This window comes from Dyadobacter sp. HNCC25DJ185 (assembly GCF_056895195.1).
Genome location: NZ_JBXHAR010000006.1, coordinates 367,844 through 382,348, shown reverse-complemented (window position 1 = coordinate 382,348; position 14,505 = coordinate 367,844). Strand labels below are relative to the sequence as shown.

General features: G+C 49.0%; 17 protein-coding genes. 16 read left to right on the top strand and 1 reads right to left on the bottom strand.

The genetic code is table 11. The annotated features are described in order from the left end of the window. Nucleotides 1–34 precede the first annotated feature (34 nt). The 15 genes from AC1XUF_RS19215 to AC1XUF_RS19145 all read left to right on the top strand — a co-directional run bounded on the left by AC1XUF_RS19215 (nucleotide 35) and on the right by AC1XUF_RS19145 (nucleotide 13,175). A complete protein-coding gene (locus AC1XUF_RS19215; protein ID WP_483343442.1) occupies nucleotides 35–859 on the top strand; it encodes a fibronectin type III domain-containing protein in 825 nt (274 codons plus the stop codon). A 6-nt stretch (nucleotides 860–865) separates the two neighbouring features. Beyond that, nucleotides 866–1,996, top strand: coding sequence for a hypothetical protein (locus AC1XUF_RS19210; protein WP_483343441.1), 1,131 nt, complete (start codon nucleotides 866–868; stop codon nucleotides 1,994–1,996). Continuing rightward, a complete protein-coding gene (locus AC1XUF_RS19205; protein WP_483343440.1) occupies nucleotides 1,993–3,381 on the top strand; it encodes an OmpA family protein in 1,389 nt (462 codons plus the stop codon). The genes AC1XUF_RS19210 and AC1XUF_RS19205 overlap by 4 nt, the downstream gene beginning before the upstream one ends. 17 nt (nucleotides 3,382–3,398) lie before the next feature. Beyond that, a complete protein-coding gene (locus AC1XUF_RS19200) occupies nucleotides 3,399–4,403 on the top strand; it encodes a hypothetical protein (RefSeq protein WP_483343439.1) in 1,005 nt (334 codons plus the stop codon). After that, entirely contained in the window at nucleotides 4,403–4,702 is a 300-nt protein-coding gene (locus AC1XUF_RS19195) for a PAAR domain-containing protein (protein WP_483343438.1), read from the top strand. The genes AC1XUF_RS19200 and AC1XUF_RS19195 overlap by 1 nt, the downstream gene beginning before the upstream one ends. Nucleotides 4,703–4,744: 42 nt before the next feature. Then, nucleotides 4,745–5,194 carry a hypothetical protein gene (locus tag AC1XUF_RS19190; protein ID WP_483343437.1) on the top strand — a complete coding sequence of 150 codons (450 nt, stop codon included), beginning with the start codon at nucleotides 4,745–4,747 and terminating at the stop codon, nucleotides 5,192–5,194. An 82-nt stretch (nucleotides 5,195–5,276) separates the two neighbouring features. Next, entirely contained in the window at nucleotides 5,277–6,653 is a 1,377-nt protein-coding gene (locus AC1XUF_RS19185; protein ID WP_483343436.1) for a DUF5458 family protein, read from the top strand. After that, nucleotides 6,653–7,060, top strand: coding sequence for a type VI secretion system tube protein TssD (gene tssD, locus AC1XUF_RS19180; protein WP_483343435.1), 408 nt, complete (start codon nucleotides 6,653–6,655; stop codon nucleotides 7,058–7,060). Before AC1XUF_RS19185 ends, tssD (AC1XUF_RS19180) begins: the two co-directional genes overlap by 1 nt. A 2-nt stretch (nucleotides 7,061–7,062) precedes the next feature. Continuing rightward, on the top strand, nucleotides 7,063–7,563 hold the full coding sequence (gene tssD / locus AC1XUF_RS19175; RefSeq protein ID WP_483343434.1) for a type VI secretion system tube protein TssD: 501 nt from the start codon (nucleotides 7,063–7,065) through the stop codon (nucleotides 7,561–7,563). Further along, nucleotides 7,564–9,405, top strand: coding sequence for a type VI secretion system Vgr family protein (locus tag AC1XUF_RS19170; RefSeq protein ID WP_483343433.1), 1,842 nt, complete (start codon nucleotides 7,564–7,566; stop codon nucleotides 9,403–9,405). Between the two features lie 44 nt (nucleotides 9,406–9,449). After that, complete coding sequence (gene tssD, locus AC1XUF_RS19165; RefSeq protein WP_483343432.1) at nucleotides 9,450–9,866, top strand: type VI secretion system tube protein TssD; 417 nt, start codon at nucleotides 9,450–9,452, stop codon at nucleotides 9,864–9,866. Nucleotides 9,867–9,917: 51 nt separating this feature from the next. Beyond that, the gene (locus AC1XUF_RS19160; RefSeq protein WP_483343431.1) at nucleotides 9,918–10,445 is read left to right on the top strand and encodes a T6SS effector amidase Tae4 family protein; all 528 of its coding nucleotides are present in this window, start codon (nucleotides 9,918–9,920) and stop codon (nucleotides 10,443–10,445) included. A 54-nt stretch (nucleotides 10,446–10,499) separates the two neighbouring features. Continuing rightward, nucleotides 10,500–11,507 carry an OmpA family protein gene (locus AC1XUF_RS19155; RefSeq protein WP_483343430.1) on the top strand — a complete coding sequence of 336 codons (1,008 nt, stop codon included), beginning with the start codon at nucleotides 10,500–10,502 and terminating at the stop codon, nucleotides 11,505–11,507. 37 nt (nucleotides 11,508–11,544) lie between these two features. Further along, entirely contained in the window at nucleotides 11,545–12,432 is an 888-nt protein-coding gene (locus tag AC1XUF_RS19150) for a hypothetical protein (protein WP_483343429.1), read from the top strand. A gap of 11 nt (nucleotides 12,433–12,443) precedes the next feature. Beyond that, nucleotides 12,444–13,175 (top strand): hypothetical protein, encoded by a 732-nt coding sequence (locus AC1XUF_RS19145; RefSeq protein ID WP_483343428.1) that lies wholly within the window; start codon nucleotides 12,444–12,446, stop codon nucleotides 13,173–13,175. 5 nt (nucleotides 13,176–13,180) lie between these two features. Here the strand turns inward: AC1XUF_RS19145 and AC1XUF_RS19140 are convergent, their stop codons facing one another. Next, complete coding sequence (locus AC1XUF_RS19140; protein WP_483343427.1) at nucleotides 13,181–13,948, bottom strand: TssN family type VI secretion system protein; 768 nt, start codon at nucleotides 13,946–13,948, stop codon at nucleotides 13,181–13,183. Nucleotides 13,949–14,029: 81 nt separating this feature from the next. On the opposite strand from AC1XUF_RS19140, the gene AC1XUF_RS19135 reads away from it, so the two are divergent. Continuing rightward, on the top strand, nucleotides 14,030–14,458 hold the full coding sequence (locus tag AC1XUF_RS19135) for a GPW/gp25 family protein (RefSeq protein ID WP_483343426.1): 429 nt from the start codon (nucleotides 14,030–14,032) through the stop codon (nucleotides 14,456–14,458). Nucleotides 14,459–14,505 lie beyond the last annotated feature (47 nt).

Here is a 14,505-nt window from a genome sequence, read left to right as displayed (position 1 = left end):
TCGTTAAAAAACTTAGGGGTAAACCCTGATCAATATGAAAAATAATCCTGTTCGCCATGTTGTGATCCTGTTGCCGGGCCTTTTGATGTCCTGTAATATGTTCTCGCCTGTCGATCCGCTTCCGCCGGTGATTCCTGCATTGGAAATTGTGGAGGTGAAAAGGAATGAAATAACGGTGAATGGTAAAATCGAGAAGCCGAACTTTAAGAACAGTCGTCAGGAGAAGAAAAGTGGCGAAATTAAGGAGTATGGGCTGGTTTACGGTACTAACCAGAACCTGGATGTGCAGTCGAGCCCGGTGGTGAAGCTGGGTACCACCGCAACATTGCCCATCAGCATTCAAAACCAGAAGATCACCGGGCTGACGGCGAACACGCAATATTATGTGGCGATTTATGCGAGAAATGAAGGTGGCGGGATGAGTTACGGTCCGGCAGTGAATGTAAAAACTGCCGACCAACCGACCATTTTTACCAATAAGACATCGGTGAAAGTCACATTAAGCGGCCCGGCACCTTACGATCTCGATGAAGGGAAAATTGTTGCGACAGGCGATGCGCAGACAGACCTGACGATGGAGACTTTCGACATTTCCGGAAGAGGTACTGTGCTCAGTCTTACGCCGGTTGGCGGGGCAGTATTCAAGAGTATGGGGATTCTTGATTTTAACAACATTACCTACCTGAACCTGCTGAATATCACGGATTACAAAGCCGACGCATTATCGATTTTGATGAATACCACCACTGCCAATACGGTGATCGCCTACAAAACGGGCAGCGGGCGGTTGGGCAAGCTCAGGATCGAGGTGCTGAACGGTAAAGAATTGACAATAAGCCTGGTAGCTTATGATAAATAACACGAAATGATGAAATACACCTATACACTTTTACTGGTTTTGACCACATGCTGCTCGATGGCGCAGGATCGTATCTGGCTGGATAATGGTAATCCGGTGCAGGCGAAGCTGAGCCGCGCCATGGATAGTAAGCTGGAATGGGTCGCCGCCGATGGTATCCCCAGAATTTACAATAGAAAGCGTTTTCTGGTGGTTTTTTCGGCCAGCGGGCAGTTTATGGTCATTTCTGAATTAAATGAAAATACCAACAAGGCGCAGTCGCAGATCGAAGCATTTTATAAATCGCCGCCCCGGAATGTGACCCAGGATATCATTGTAAAAAGCGTCCCGCTGACGGTGATTGCAGGCTCCATTTCCTACGAAAGTGATGAAGTGATCAACTACCTGACGACGGATAATAACCCGGCATCGATCAACAAAGAGGAAGTGGCCGCAGTGATTTACCGCGACGGCCGGCATGAAATCCTGCGGGATGTGGTGGACGTGGCGCCGCTGCTGGCGCTGGCCCACAAAGAGATCGAGAAAAAGGAGCGGGAGATCGAAAGAAAGGAGCAGGAAAAGCCTAAACCACAACCAGCTCCTGTGGCAGCGAAACAGGAAAAACCCGCGCCGCCGAAAGAACCGGCAAAGCCATTTTTGTCTGACCAGGAGTACAAGGATTATAGTGCGAAAGGCATCCGGCGCGTGGATGAATTCACCTCCTATCTGCGGATTATCGGGGACAAAAGTTTGAAGTCGGAGGACAAAAATAGGGCTGTACAACAGGCTCTTAGCTTGTTTGAGCCGCAGGCGACGGTAGCGGTCAGCTCATCCAAAGGCGTGAAGAAATATCCTGTCAAAGAATATCTCAACCGGCTGAAACTGCTGCCTTACAGCAAGATCAACATTACCTGGAATGAGGTCAAATATGTGAGCGAACTGAAACAGGAGGCTGATGGAAATTACTACGGTACGATCGCGGCGCAGCAGGTTTTTGAGGGATTTGCGGCCAACGGAAAAGTGGCTTACGGGGATATCACGAAGAAAAACATTCGTGTGAAACTGGAATCGTATCAGAAAACCGTCGACGGAAAAGATACGGTAAACTGGCAGGTATTGCTTGGAAATATAGGTGTCGAAACCAGTGAAGGACAATGAAATACACTCGGTTTTTATTGGCTAAACTGTTGGCAGTGGCCTGGACCTCGCTCCATGCACAATGTGGCTTCCTGGCCGGCAAGGTGACAGAAATCACCGGAACTGTACCGCTGGCAGCGACGATCTCGGCAAAAACCGACCAGGGAAAAGTGCGGCTGGGCAAGGCGGATTCTTCGGGGGTTTTCAATGTGGAAATGCCCTGCAATGTGTCGATGATCACCATTGAGGCGGGTAAGCACCAGTCGCTGCACATTCCGCTGAATGCCGATTCCAAGCTGGAAGGGACGTATTTTGTGAATTTTGCATTGATGCCGCTCGGCAAGCAAACCAGCGACGAGCCTTATGCGCAATCGGAGCAGACGCATTTTGAATTGAAGGATACCGTCAGGGCGCAGACGTCGATCATCAGAAGATTTGAAGTGAAAGATGCGGTTACCAACCAGTCACTGCCGGCGGAGATCTGTCTTTATTTTACCCAAAAACAAAAGAAGGACTGTTTCCATGTGCTGGTTTCGAAACCTTCGGCGGAGATTGTTTTTACGGAAAAAGATATTGTGGCGATGGAGGTGAAAGCGGCTGGCTACCAGGCATATAATGGGAATTTAATTTTGGATAAAACCGATGAGGAGCCGCGTACCTACATCATCAAGCTGAACCGGATGCATACCATTTTATCGGTAAACATTATCAATGCCAAAACAGGCATGCAGGTGCAGCTGATGGAAGAAAGCAAGTCGGTGATACCCTGGAACCGGATCAATGACGGACATTATTATGCGGAAGTTTCTCCTGGAAAATCGTACAAGCTGGGTGTGAGCGGCGCGAATCAGAGCGATTTCAGTACGGCGGTGGCATCATTGAAGGAAGGATTAACATTAAAATCATTGCGGATACCCGAGCGGGAATTGTCAGCGCCGGTTGCAGTGAGACCAATCGCGGGGGATGCAGGTGCACCTGCCGCGGGGTCGCCTGCCACGGGAGCATCTGCTGCAAGTTCGACGGCTGAAAGACCAGTACGAAAAACCGGAATCACCGCTTCCGACAAGACGCTCTATTTTCCTAAAAGTGACTACAAACTGCCCATGCAATCACGGACTTACCTGGATTCGGTGGCAAGCTATATTCTTGAAAATAAGGGAAAAGGATTGAAGATTACCGGGCACACCGACAATGTGGGCAACCCGAATTTGAATACAACATTATCCGAATACCGGGTGCGGGTGATCACGCGATACCTGGTGAACAAGGGTGTCCCGGAGCGAATCATCGACGGCGAGGGCGTCGGCAGCAAGCATCCGGTGGTGCCGAATGATACTGAGGAAAACAGGCGGAAAAACCGGCGGGTGGAAGTGCAAATAATTGATATACAGGAAACAAGTAATTGAAATCTGATTGATACACAATGAAAAATTTTACAAACCTGAAATGGAATTTCCTCCTGGTAGCGGGGCTGCTTTTTGCGGGACAGGGATTTGCACAAACATTGAGCCGGAAAGATGCGGACGAAATACGGGTGCTCGCCAGGGAAAAAGTAAAAGGCCTGAATGACCTGCTGAATGCGATCGCCAACGAAGATCTGAGCAATTACGAGCGCAGGTACCTGATGATGAACAGCTACATGCCCAGCAATGACCAGATTTTCACCAATGACGGCGTGATCGTGGAAGACGATACCGACCCGAAAGTAAAAGGCAGCGCGCCTGGACTGGACACACCGATTGAAAAGTACCTGAGCAACTTCGACCTGTTTTATACCAAAACCGAAACCAATACCGTCGAATTCACCAATCTCGTGGTAGGCGATGTGAAATTTGATAAATACCCTTTCGTGAAAGTTTCTTATACCCAACATTTTAAGGGTAAAAGCAACCGGGACAACACACCTTATGCACCGGTTTCCCGCGTAGCCGAGCTGCGCGCCGACAAGTCAGGAAATGACTGGATCGTGTCACTGACAAGCGTAGCATTCAACTCCGCCGAAAATGCGAAAGCTGCGCCGGTAGCGCCCAAGCCATCAGCCGCTTACGATTCTTTGTCAAAGAAAAAAGACCCGGCAGTAGCCCAGCAGCCTGCGGAAAAACGGACTGCGACAGCGCAACCTGCCAGCACCCAGCAAACCGACCGTCTGTCACAGCAACTGAGCGAAATCAGTCAGGCGCGGGCGAAAGAAGCCCGGAAATGGGGCGCGATCAAGCTGGGCGCGGGCGTGGCAGCATTGGCATTTGGCGCGGTGACTTATAGCATGCTCAACAAGGATTATAAGGATTACAAGAATAAAATCGCTGATGCAGAAGGTTTTACAAGCTACGCGAAGCCGGGCGTTTTCATCTCGATCGGCGCGGCGGCAGTGGGGATAGGCGTTTCGGTCAGCAGCATTTTTGATTTTAAAACCGCGAAAGGGAAATAATGGGACAGCCAGCAGCGAGAGTCGGGGATATGCATGTATGCCCCATGGTAACGCCGGGGGTGCCGCCGGTGCCGCACGTAGGCGGACCGATACTGCCTCCGGGCGGGCCTACTGTACTCATCGGCGGAACGCCTGCGGCTTGCGTCGGTGACATGTGCGTGTGCGTCGGGCCGCCAGATGTGATCGCGATGGGTTCCACCACGGTTTTGATCGGAGGGAAACCTGCTGCGAGGATGGGGGACACCACCGCACATGGAGGCAGCATTGTCATCGGTTGTCCGACGGTTTTAATTGGCTGAATAAGAAAGTATTAACAAGATTAACCTTAACCATATACAGTTATGTTCAACTACGGAATAGGCGGAAATGAACGCAAGATCGACCAGTCGAGTGAGGGTATCGCGGACATTCCACAAAACAGGACCCTTTTTGCAACGCAATTAACCGGCGACCCTTCTCCGAGGCCGGAAATGGTGTATGACCTGAAAACGACGGAGGAAGTTTTTGCGCATTACCAGCCCGAAGCCGAAGTGGAGTTCATCACACAGGACGGAAGTTTTATCAACGAAAATTTCAGGTTTAAAAATCTGGGTGATTTTGGTAAAAAAGGCATCATCGCGCAGAGTGCGTTTTTACAGGACCTGGACGCCAGAAATGAAGCCTACCAGCAGGTAGTGAGGCATTTGAAGGTAAACAAAATCCTGAAAGCCGCATTGGAAAAGCCGGAGGCGAAAGCCGCATTATTAGGAGTGTTCCAAACGCTGATCAACGAGCTGGAAGAAGCGGGGTGAAAAGAATGAGTTAACTCAAAATTCACCGGCCGCATCGGCGACCAATTCAATCATTCATTCAAAAAAATAAAAATATAACCCCATGGCAAACGGAGCAAAAACAAACGAAGATGCATCACCGGTTCAGGGCGCATTGAAGGAACGCACCGCAGTACCTCTGGAAACCGGGCTGCCCCTTCTTGCCAAGTACGGAAGCTACGATCTCGTAGAGACCATCATAGAAGGCGCGGCTAACATCAATCCTGAGAAAAAAGCACGAAAAAAAATATTCCTGACAGAAGCCGATAAAAAGAAAGAGCGCCAGCAGTTGAAAAAACGGCTTGAACTCTGGTCGGAGCTGCTGAGCAGCGCGGACTCGGTTCCTGAAATGATCGAAATTGGCCAGAAACAGGCAGATACCGCATTCGAGTTATTGAAAGAAAACCTTGGGAAAGCGGTTGAGGAGCTGCGCCCGCTGGAACAATCATATCGCTCAGTGGCGATGTTTTTCAAGAATACGGATCAGGAAAAAGTCAAAAACGTAACGTTCCTGAACGCGGCGCCGGACCAGTTGCAAGACCTGGACGTGACGACTTTTATCGATGCTGTGGGGGAAGAGCTTGCCGCAAAATACGACCGTCTGGATTTGCGCGAAAACTACTCCATACTGAATGTGCCGGGGTATCTCGGCTCGGGCAAAGTGGTAGACAAATGGGCGAAAATGGCATACAAAAACAAAACCATGCTCGTCACAGATTTCATGCATCTGGATGCGCCGGAGGACGTGATGGAGCTTTTCGAATCGGCCAACCTGACGGGCGGCTCGGCACATTTATCCAATGTGATGATGACCTGTAACTGGCTGGTAGGCAGGGCTAAGCATGCGGATCTGGGCGAAGAGGAAGACCTTTACATACCACCATCCACTGCTTTGGCGGGTAACCTTTATAAAACCCTGATGTCGCAGGTGGCAGCCGGTAAAAAGCACGGAACATTGAGCGAGGTGGATGGCGTGCGTTTTCCATTGAAAAAATCGGAAATCGCGGATCTTGAAAAAATGGGCCTGATCCCCATGGTGAACGAGTACAGCAAAGTCATGGCTTTCTCGGCCAAAACATTGTTCAACGGCGACAATGTGGGTTTGCAAACTTACTCGGTCGTGCGGGTGTTCGATTATATTACCAAAGTACTTATCGACTTCCTGAACCGCCGGGCTTTTGAAAACTTTGACTATAATACCAAAAACGATCTTAAAAAGCAGATTATCAAGTTTTTGGATAGTGTGACCGGCCCGGGTAAACTGATTGAGAAATTCAGCGTGATGCGTTTTGAGCAGGATAAAAATCAAAAAGACAAGGTATACCTCGATATCCACATGGTGCCGTATTTCCCTGCCAAAAACTTCATGATCGCATTGACGGGACAAAAAGGGGATGATTTGGATGCGGCTGCCTGGGCGGCGGAGTATGCGCAGCAATAATGGCTTTCAGCAGCACTCTTAAAGTCGACGGCGACCACGAGTACAGTGTCATGTTCATGCGGTTTGAGTTGCATCAGACGGTGGACGACGCGATGTCTATCACTTCGCCGATTCAATGGGCGCATTTGTATATGGAGCTGGAAATGGTCATGGACGACTTCCTGATCGAATGGGCCAATAAACCGTCGCAAAAATATGACCTGGCGGTGGAGCAATTTGGAGAACTCGGGTCTTTTAAGACGCTTAATTTTAAAGAGGCTGTTTGCATTGAGTTTGTGGAAGAGTTTGACGATGGTACCGACGATCTGGACAAAGCCTTGACTAACCGGTTGCAGAATTTCATTACCTGCCTGACGATCACGGCTTCGAGTGTGGAGGTCAGCGAAGCGAAACTGGAAAATTTTTAACAATGGCCGAACAGGACGCTACGATTGGTGTAGAAGCACATTTTACGCTGGACGGCAAGGAATTTCTTGTCAAAAAAGTATCGTACGGGTGCAATCGCAATGCCGACGAGCGGGGCAGTCCGACGGACGCACCCAAGGTAAGGCTGATCCGGATGACGATCGCGCCCAAACAGAACGATGATTTTGCATTGCTCTATGATTGGGCCTTTAAAAATGACCGGCAGCTAAGCGGCCAGATTGAATTCAAATACGACAACGATTCGCAGGTACTCCGGAAAATGGAATTCGAGGATGCTTATTGTGTAGGGTTCCGGGAGTCTTTTCTGGCGAAAGCAACCACCATCAGGGGACGAACACTGGCGCATGTTCCTGACGCCAAATCATATATGCCCAAGCATCGGGGAAAGGATTATTTCCTGAAAGAAGCAAATGCAGACCTGGTGTACGAGCTGGTATTGCTGCCACAGACAGTCAAAATCGGACAGGTCGAAATCAAAAGCTAAATGGCACGACAGGTAAACACTTCCATTGAAATCGAAGGCGGCAAGGAGATCAAGCGTCACCTCGGCCTGGTGATCGAGCAGGATTTGTTTGCGCATCACTGGTTTGAGCTGCTGGTACCTTTTGATCAATTGGAGGACGAGGGCGAGCATTTTTTTAACAAATCGCACCGGGCGGTGATGGGTAAGAAAATTACTTTCTCATTCAGCCCGCGGCTGGGTTCCGATTCTTTTGATTTCACATTTCAGGGCATTGTGACCGAGATCCGGCTGCGGAGCTTGAGCGATATGAGCAGTGTATTTGTGCTGAAAGGATACAGTCCGACGATTGTTCTGGAAGATTCGGTGCAGAGGCGGTCTTTTTTGAGAGGATCGGTGCAGGATATTTTCAATACGGTGTTGCAGCCTTACCCGCAAAACCTTTTAAGAAAACAATTAAATCCTGAAAACGGAGGGCGCAGGGTGCCTTTTACCCAATACAATGAAAGCAATTACAAATTCCTGAGCCGGGTGGCCGATAGTTGCTGCGAGTGGTTTTATTACAATGGTAAAGAACTGGTACTGGGGCATGGGAATGATCATCAGGAGGTTGACTTCCTGGTGGATGGCTTGCAGAATTTCGATGTCGCATTGAAGCTGCACCCGTCGCAGTTCAGTTTTGAGGGATATAACTATACGATACCCGAAGCCTATACCGGTCAATCCAGCTCGCAGAATGTGGACGGACTGACGTCGCTGAGCGAGTTCGCGCTGGACCAGTCGGATACCCTTTTTGCGCAGACATCCTTGCTGCCTTCTCCTGAAATTATCAGCGGGCAGAGTGAGGTGGATGAGTTGACAAAAATGGAAAAATCGGCCCGGGTAACTTCCATGGTGGATTTCCGGGGCAGCGGCGAAACGCCGACGATGAGTGTGGGGACGGTTTTGACGGTAAAAGGGCAACGGTTAAATGAGCGGGGCGAGCAGTATGAAGAGAATTTTGGAAAGTATCGCGTGGTACATATCCGCCACGAGATCAATACGGCCGGGAGTTATCAGAATACATTCAATGCCGTGCCGGAGTCAGCGCAGCATCCGCCCAATAACCCGCACGTGAGAAACCCGCTGGGCGAAACCGAGCAGGCGGAGGTGATCGCGAATGACGACAGCGACAGCCTGGGCAGGGTGCGGGTGAAATTCTTCTGGAGCCAGTCGCGCCAGCAGGACCAGGAGTCGATCTGGATGCGGGTGGGGACATTCCATAACTCCGAAGGCCGGGGTGTGAACTTTGTGCCGGAAATAGGCTCGATGGTGATGGTGGGTTATGAGGGTAATCTGGCCGAGAATCCTTTCGTGATGACGAGCCTTTATCCCAAACCCTCGGAGGATATTGCCTATACCAATGATAATAATGATATCAAGGTCATTGCCACGCGGTCAGGCAACATGATGGTTTTTATCGACAAAGACGGTGATGCCAAAATACAGATCAGTAACCGGAATAAGCTGGATACATTTCTGGAATTCAGTTTCAAAGACGACGGGATCATTCACATGGAGGTTGAAAACGGGTTGATCGAATTCAAATCCAAGGACGTGAATGTGGAAGCATCCAATAACATTACGATGAAGGCCGATTCGAAATTTGAGGTACAGGCAGGAAGCATTTCCATCAAAGCCGATCAGGAAGTTAAAATAGAAAGCGGCACGTCGACCGACATTAAAGCAGGTACCGAATTGAATGCGGAGGGAACAGCCAGCGCGAATGTAAAAGGCGCTCAGGTGACGGTGGAAGGCGATGCTACGGCGGAGCTGAAAGCCAGCGGACCGACGACCATCAAAGGAGCAATAATCATGTTAAACTAAATATATCCATCATCTTTTCTTTCACTTTTTAACCAATTACAACTATGCCAGCTTCAAGTTTTGACGCGTACTTTACCTGGGACGGTGGTCCCTCAGGCGACGGAATCGCCGTTATTTCATGCAACTATTCTTTGTCCCAATCCATAGACGATAAAGGCCGTGTTTCTTCCAAAGTATATGGCGGGACGGTATTTATTCAGGTAGATTCATCGAGTGCTTCGGATAGTCAGGGGCTTTGGGAATGGATGGTGGATCCGGATGGGAAGAAATCTTCTGCGAAAATCACATTCAAAAATGTGGACGAAGAGCAAACCCAGAAAGAACTGGAATTGACGGACGTTTACTGCGTCCAATATAGCGAAAGCTTCATCGAAACCGGCTCTATGCCGATGACGACGAGCCTTACCTTGTCTGCGAGAGAAGTGAAGTTATTTGGCACCCCGCATACCAACCGCTGGTAGGACCTATCAGGCCGCTGACTGCGGTTGGCGGCCGTTTTAACTAAGAAAATTATGATTTTTTGTGATTTTCAAACATTGCTCAACAACCACCCTTATCACTCGATTGAGTCCATGAAAATGGGGGGCGGAATACAATCCTACATTGGTAATCATCAAGAAACGTGTACGATTGAGCTAAGCTATGCGATGAATAAGTCGGGTCTTTGGATACCCGACGACCTGCCAAAGTCGCCGCTTCTTGCGGAAGGGAAAGTTCGCAGCGCGAAGGATGCAAATGGAGACAATTATATTTTCAGTGTCGTGGATATGACTGTTTACCTGAGTAAAGCGTATCCGCCTGTCGATAATTACAGAGCGGGAGACAGGGCAGGGTTTGTGAAACAGTTAGGGGTAAGAAAAGGAATCATTGCATTGGGTCACCGGCATATCTCGCTTTGGGATGGCCAGCATTATGTGCATGAAGAGAAGTTTTATGATCTCTGGAGTGGTCCGTATGCAGCCAGTGCCATCAAAAGAGGTATTTTCTTCTGGGAGGTAAAGTCATTCGCAGATGAATTGAAGGACATGTATGGTTTCTAAATTTTTCCGAACTCGTTTTATCGCAGTTCATTCAGCTTAATTTTTTCAAAAGCTATGGCATATGATGTTCAGAAAATATCCGGGAATATAGGTGGCTCGGTGCCATTGGCTGCAGCAAGACTTTCCAATTTTCGGACAGGTAACAGCGAACTATTGCCTTCGCATAAGGCCTGGATCGAAACGGAAGTGAAAGAGGCTTTGCTGGTTTCGCCATACGCCTGGATCGACATTCACGGTTATGCCAGTCACCTCGGCACGACGGCAGGTTACGATAACCTGAGCCTGTCCAGGGACCGCTGCCATGCTGTTAAGACTGCGATAGCAAGAAATTTCAACAAGGCCACATTTAACATTGAGGCAGCTTACGGAGACTCAGCTAGTCTGGGCGGCGCGAATAATGATGATGGTTACTGGCGCTCGGTGGAGGTTTATGTTTTTGGATCAAAACCTCAAAAGAAAAATATTCCTCCGCACGACCCTGTGGTACTGTTTGAATCTCCCGAATGGTTTGTTACGAATTTAAGCCTGACCGGAGCGAGCGTAGCTTCTCCTGTTGGAGGCGGAGGGTTTTATGAGGGTTCGATCACATTTAAGAACGGTTCGGGAACGAAATATGAGGGACCAATTGCAATAGCGGGGTTTTCAATCGGGTTGAGTGTGGGGATACCCGGTTTAAAAGCGGATAAGCTTTTAGGGAAGGCAATTAAGTTTTTGCTTGAAAACGGGGGTTTTAGTCACGCCGAATTGCCATCCGGAACGATTGGGATTGTCTACAAGAACGACCAAAAGATAAAGAACCTTAAAGCCCAGCATTTCGCGGGCAGCTGTACCATGTATTTCATTTCGGGCAGTCCGGTGCTTGCCAGTTATGGTGTTTATCTGCTTTTGTTCGGCCTTCCCAAAGTAATCGGCGAAGCGGCCGATATACCCTTCAATCTGATGACACCGCCAACTACTCTTGCCACACAGGCAAATGGCTATGCGATCATTTCATCGGGAGGGGTAGGGTTTGCAACTTCATTGGGTGTGAGTGCCAATGCTTTTTCAGGGGCTGTTGCCTGAAAAGGATGGGGTGTTTTAGAATATTAAAGCGTGTTTTATGGCAGATGCAGTAGTCCACATCGGACCGGGTATGCAATTGGCGGCGGAATATTATCAGCGTTGCAGCTTTGACGTGATGGGACCGGGACGGATCACGACAGGGCAGATCATCAGTTTCACCACTTTGGAACAATTACTGGACAATATCATCAGCAGGAGTGAGGTAATGCACCTGATTGTCTCTCACGGATCGAGTGTAAATGGACTGCTAATGCCTTTCGCGACCGGCTCCAACTTCACCGCCACCGGTGGGGTGATCGGCGAGCTGGGGCGATTGGCGAAGGCGGCTGTTCCACATTTGGCCCAAAATGCACATCTACCAAGCAGCACATCGACGGTCGTCGACCTGGCTTCTAAAATGGGCGTCAGGCCGGAAGTGGCGGTGCGGCTTGCAGAAAAATTTGTTGGGGTACAGAAAAAGAAGCCGATCATTTTTATCCGCGGATGTAACATTGGGGCCAATCAGCCTTTATTGCTGGAATATAAGGCGGCTCTGGGTGCCCGGATGATTTCCGCACCCAAATGCCGGATGTTCTTTCTCCGTTTGAGGCCCCACCTGCCCGGCAGGCGGCAAACAATCAACGCAATTTCGACCGGCTCGCCGACTACCGCCAATACCCGGCGCAGATCCTTCAGACCATCGACCGGAAATCTGCCGGTTCCAATGGTGATTGATGTAAGGGATATTGACGGACATACCCGGGTCGATAACGAATCTTTCCAGTCCGCACCGGACCCGGCTAATGGCTGGGCCAGGTTTTTCAATTTTGACTGGAACGGCGGTTTGCCCAATACGTTCATCATGCCGGTGATGTGGGAAAATGATGAAACCACTTACCATTGCCCGAACGAGGAGGGATACCGTCAAAAACTTGTATTTGTTTAACCCGTTGTCTTATGCCTGCTTTTCATTATGCCCCAAATATCATCGTAGGCAGCGGTACCGGTCCGATTGGATGGAGCGGGTTTGACCTGAATGCCTACGAAACAGGTACACTGGCCGCACTGGAAGAAATTGTAAAAAACAGCTGGGTGGGTTATGGCCTGATCATGGTGATCCGGGAACTGAGCGGGCAGATTATCATCACACCCAATTTCAGTAGGGTGTGTAATGCAACCGCGGCCTTGCCGACCTGGAATGCAAAGAATCAGGTTGAAATCATTTACACGCCCGACGTTTTCGGAAAAGTGTCCTGCAATGGGCCCGGGTTCAGGGCGGATGAATTTCTATTGCACGAGCTGGTCCATGCTTACAGGAGGATGAAGAACAAAAAGGTAGATATGGTGAAGCTGGATGTGCCTGGTTTCAGGTATGATAATGTGGAAGAGTTCGCGTCCATTCTTTATACCAACATCTATATGTCGGCTAAAAACAGGGGCGCATTGCGGAAAGATCATTTGGACAATACCGCGTTGGCCCCTAATCTGTCGACCAGTCGCGGGTTTTTATTTGGGGTAAAAAAGCATGCATTGCTGGTGCATAACCTGATTTGTGAAGATTATCACTTTTGCCAGACCTACGCAAGAAGGGACGGCGGGGCATTTAATCCAATCAATTACTTTTTGTCAAATTCGGCGGAAGTAAGCAAGCTGATCGAATGGCCCAAACCAATGGTAGCCGATGATTGATTAAATTAGCCACGTACGGCTACGATGGTTTCGTTGTCGACAATGCTGTTGGCCTGAAATGTGAGATCAGGGTCCATGTATATGCGGCGCTTGTACCAGGGACCTTTTTTGTAGAATAACCAGCCGTATGGATTGCCTTCGGGGCTAAGATATTCGATCGGACTTCCTGAATTGCGGTCGTTATAATCGTTCAGGAAAATAAAAAAGAGCTCACCGAAAAGCATAGCATTGGGCGCTTTGGCGCGAAAGTTGGTAAAAGTACTTTCGTTGAATTGCTTGGTAAACTCAAACTGGATAACCAGCACCCGCGAAAGATCCAGCAAATCCATATCCGGCAGAGGCTGGCCGACCGGATAGTACCATTTTTTATATTCTCTGAGCGGAATTGCCAGGTAGCTCTGGTATACTTTGGCAACGAAGATAGGGAACAGAAAACCGATCAGTGCTGTGGCCATTCCAATGCCTTTCATCAATTCCTGAATCAGTTTATGATAAAGAAAAACAAGCAGGAAGGCAGTCAGCAGAGATATTAATAATGTAAAACCAATCGCTTTGATGGAGCCGTTTTCGAAAAGGGGACCAAACCATTGGGATAATAAATAAACATGCAGAATGCCCAGAATCAGAAAACTCGTCATCGCCATGGGATAGGCATCGCGGTAATCGCTGATCCAAAAACCGAAAGAACCAATGACGACAAGGAATGCAATGGTTACGACTGCATATAAAACCTGAAGACGTTGGGTAACAGTTTTAAAGAAAGGCAGTTTCATCGAGAAATGGGGACGATTTTATTGGCAGACAAAAATAAGATACACTTTCATTAATGCAACCACATTTTAGCAATCGCCGCTATGCAGGAACAAAACTACGCATTACCCCTGGCGCTTGACCGGCTGATAGCGGGACAGCCGCATCCGAAATGCTCGGACAAAGAGGCGATCCATCAGCATTTGTACTTGTTGATGGTCACGCATTTCGACGAATCGCGCTTTGACAGCTTTTATGGCTGCGCGCTTTGGGAACACGACTTCGCGGTTTTGTCCCAGATCAAATGGAAAGACCTGATCCGCGAGTCGCTGGAAGAAGCGATAAGCAGGTATGAGCCCAGACTTACCAATGCGAAGATCCGGGTTGAAGTAGAAGAATTTGAGGTCTTGACAAAGACCAACAACTATGTCCGAAAACGGGTTGGTGTGGAGGTAAAAGCCACGATCAAGCGCACGAATGAGGCATTTGTGTTTTTTGAGAGGATTTTTATATCGCCGTTGTCGATTGAATGATGCCGAACCAAGTCACCCAGAGCCATTTGTCATGCTGTGCGCAGTCG

Bases quoted from the DNA above. Each gene is read 5' to 3' on its own strand.
- AC1XUF_RS19140 (WP_483343427.1), bottom strand. From the start codon at position 13,948: ATGAAACTGCCTTTCTTTAAAACTGTTACCCAACGTCTTCAGGTTTTA.
- tssD (WP_483343432.1), top strand. From the start codon at position 9,450: ATGCCAGCTTCAAGTTTTGACGCGTACTTTACCTGGGACGGTGGTCCC.
- AC1XUF_RS19160 (WP_483343431.1), top strand. From the start codon at position 9,918: ATGATTTTTTGTGATTTTCAAACATTGCTCAACAACCACCCTTATCAC.
- AC1XUF_RS19195 (WP_483343438.1), top strand. From the start codon at position 4,403: ATGGGACAGCCAGCAGCGAGAGTCGGGGATATGCATGTATGCCCCATG.
- tssD (WP_483343435.1), top strand. From the start codon at position 6,653: ATGGCTTTCAGCAGCACTCTTAAAGTCGACGGCGACCACGAGTACAGT.
- AC1XUF_RS19215 (WP_483343442.1), top strand. From the start codon at position 35: ATGAAAAATAATCCTGTTCGCCATGTTGTGATCCTGTTGCCGGGCCTT.
- AC1XUF_RS19155 (WP_483343430.1), top strand. From the start codon at position 10,500: ATGGCATATGATGTTCAGAAAATATCCGGGAATATAGGTGGCTCGGTG.
- AC1XUF_RS19150 (WP_483343429.1), top strand. From the start codon at position 11,545: ATGGCAGATGCAGTAGTCCACATCGGACCGGGTATGCAATTGGCGGCG.
- tssD (WP_483343434.1), top strand. From the start codon at position 7,063: ATGGCCGAACAGGACGCTACGATTGGTGTAGAAGCACATTTTACGCTG.
- AC1XUF_RS19170 (WP_483343433.1), top strand. From the start codon at position 7,564: ATGGCACGACAGGTAAACACTTCCATTGAAATCGAAGGCGGCAAGGAG.
- AC1XUF_RS19135 (WP_483343426.1), top strand. From the start codon at position 14,030: ATGCAGGAACAAAACTACGCATTACCCCTGGCGCTTGACCGGCTGATA.
- AC1XUF_RS19205 (WP_483343440.1), top strand. From the start codon at position 1,993: ATGAAATACACTCGGTTTTTATTGGCTAAACTGTTGGCAGTGGCCTGG.
- AC1XUF_RS19185 (WP_483343436.1), top strand. From the start codon at position 5,277: ATGGCAAACGGAGCAAAAACAAACGAAGATGCATCACCGGTTCAGGGC.
- AC1XUF_RS19190 (WP_483343437.1), top strand. From the start codon at position 4,745: ATGTTCAACTACGGAATAGGCGGAAATGAACGCAAGATCGACCAGTCG.
- AC1XUF_RS19210 (WP_483343441.1), top strand. From the start codon at position 866: ATGATGAAATACACCTATACACTTTTACTGGTTTTGACCACATGCTGC.
- AC1XUF_RS19145 (WP_483343428.1), top strand. From the start codon at position 12,444: ATGCCTGCTTTTCATTATGCCCCAAATATCATCGTAGGCAGCGGTACC.
- AC1XUF_RS19200 (WP_483343439.1), top strand. From the start codon at position 3,399: ATGAAAAATTTTACAAACCTGAAATGGAATTTCCTCCTGGTAGCGGGG.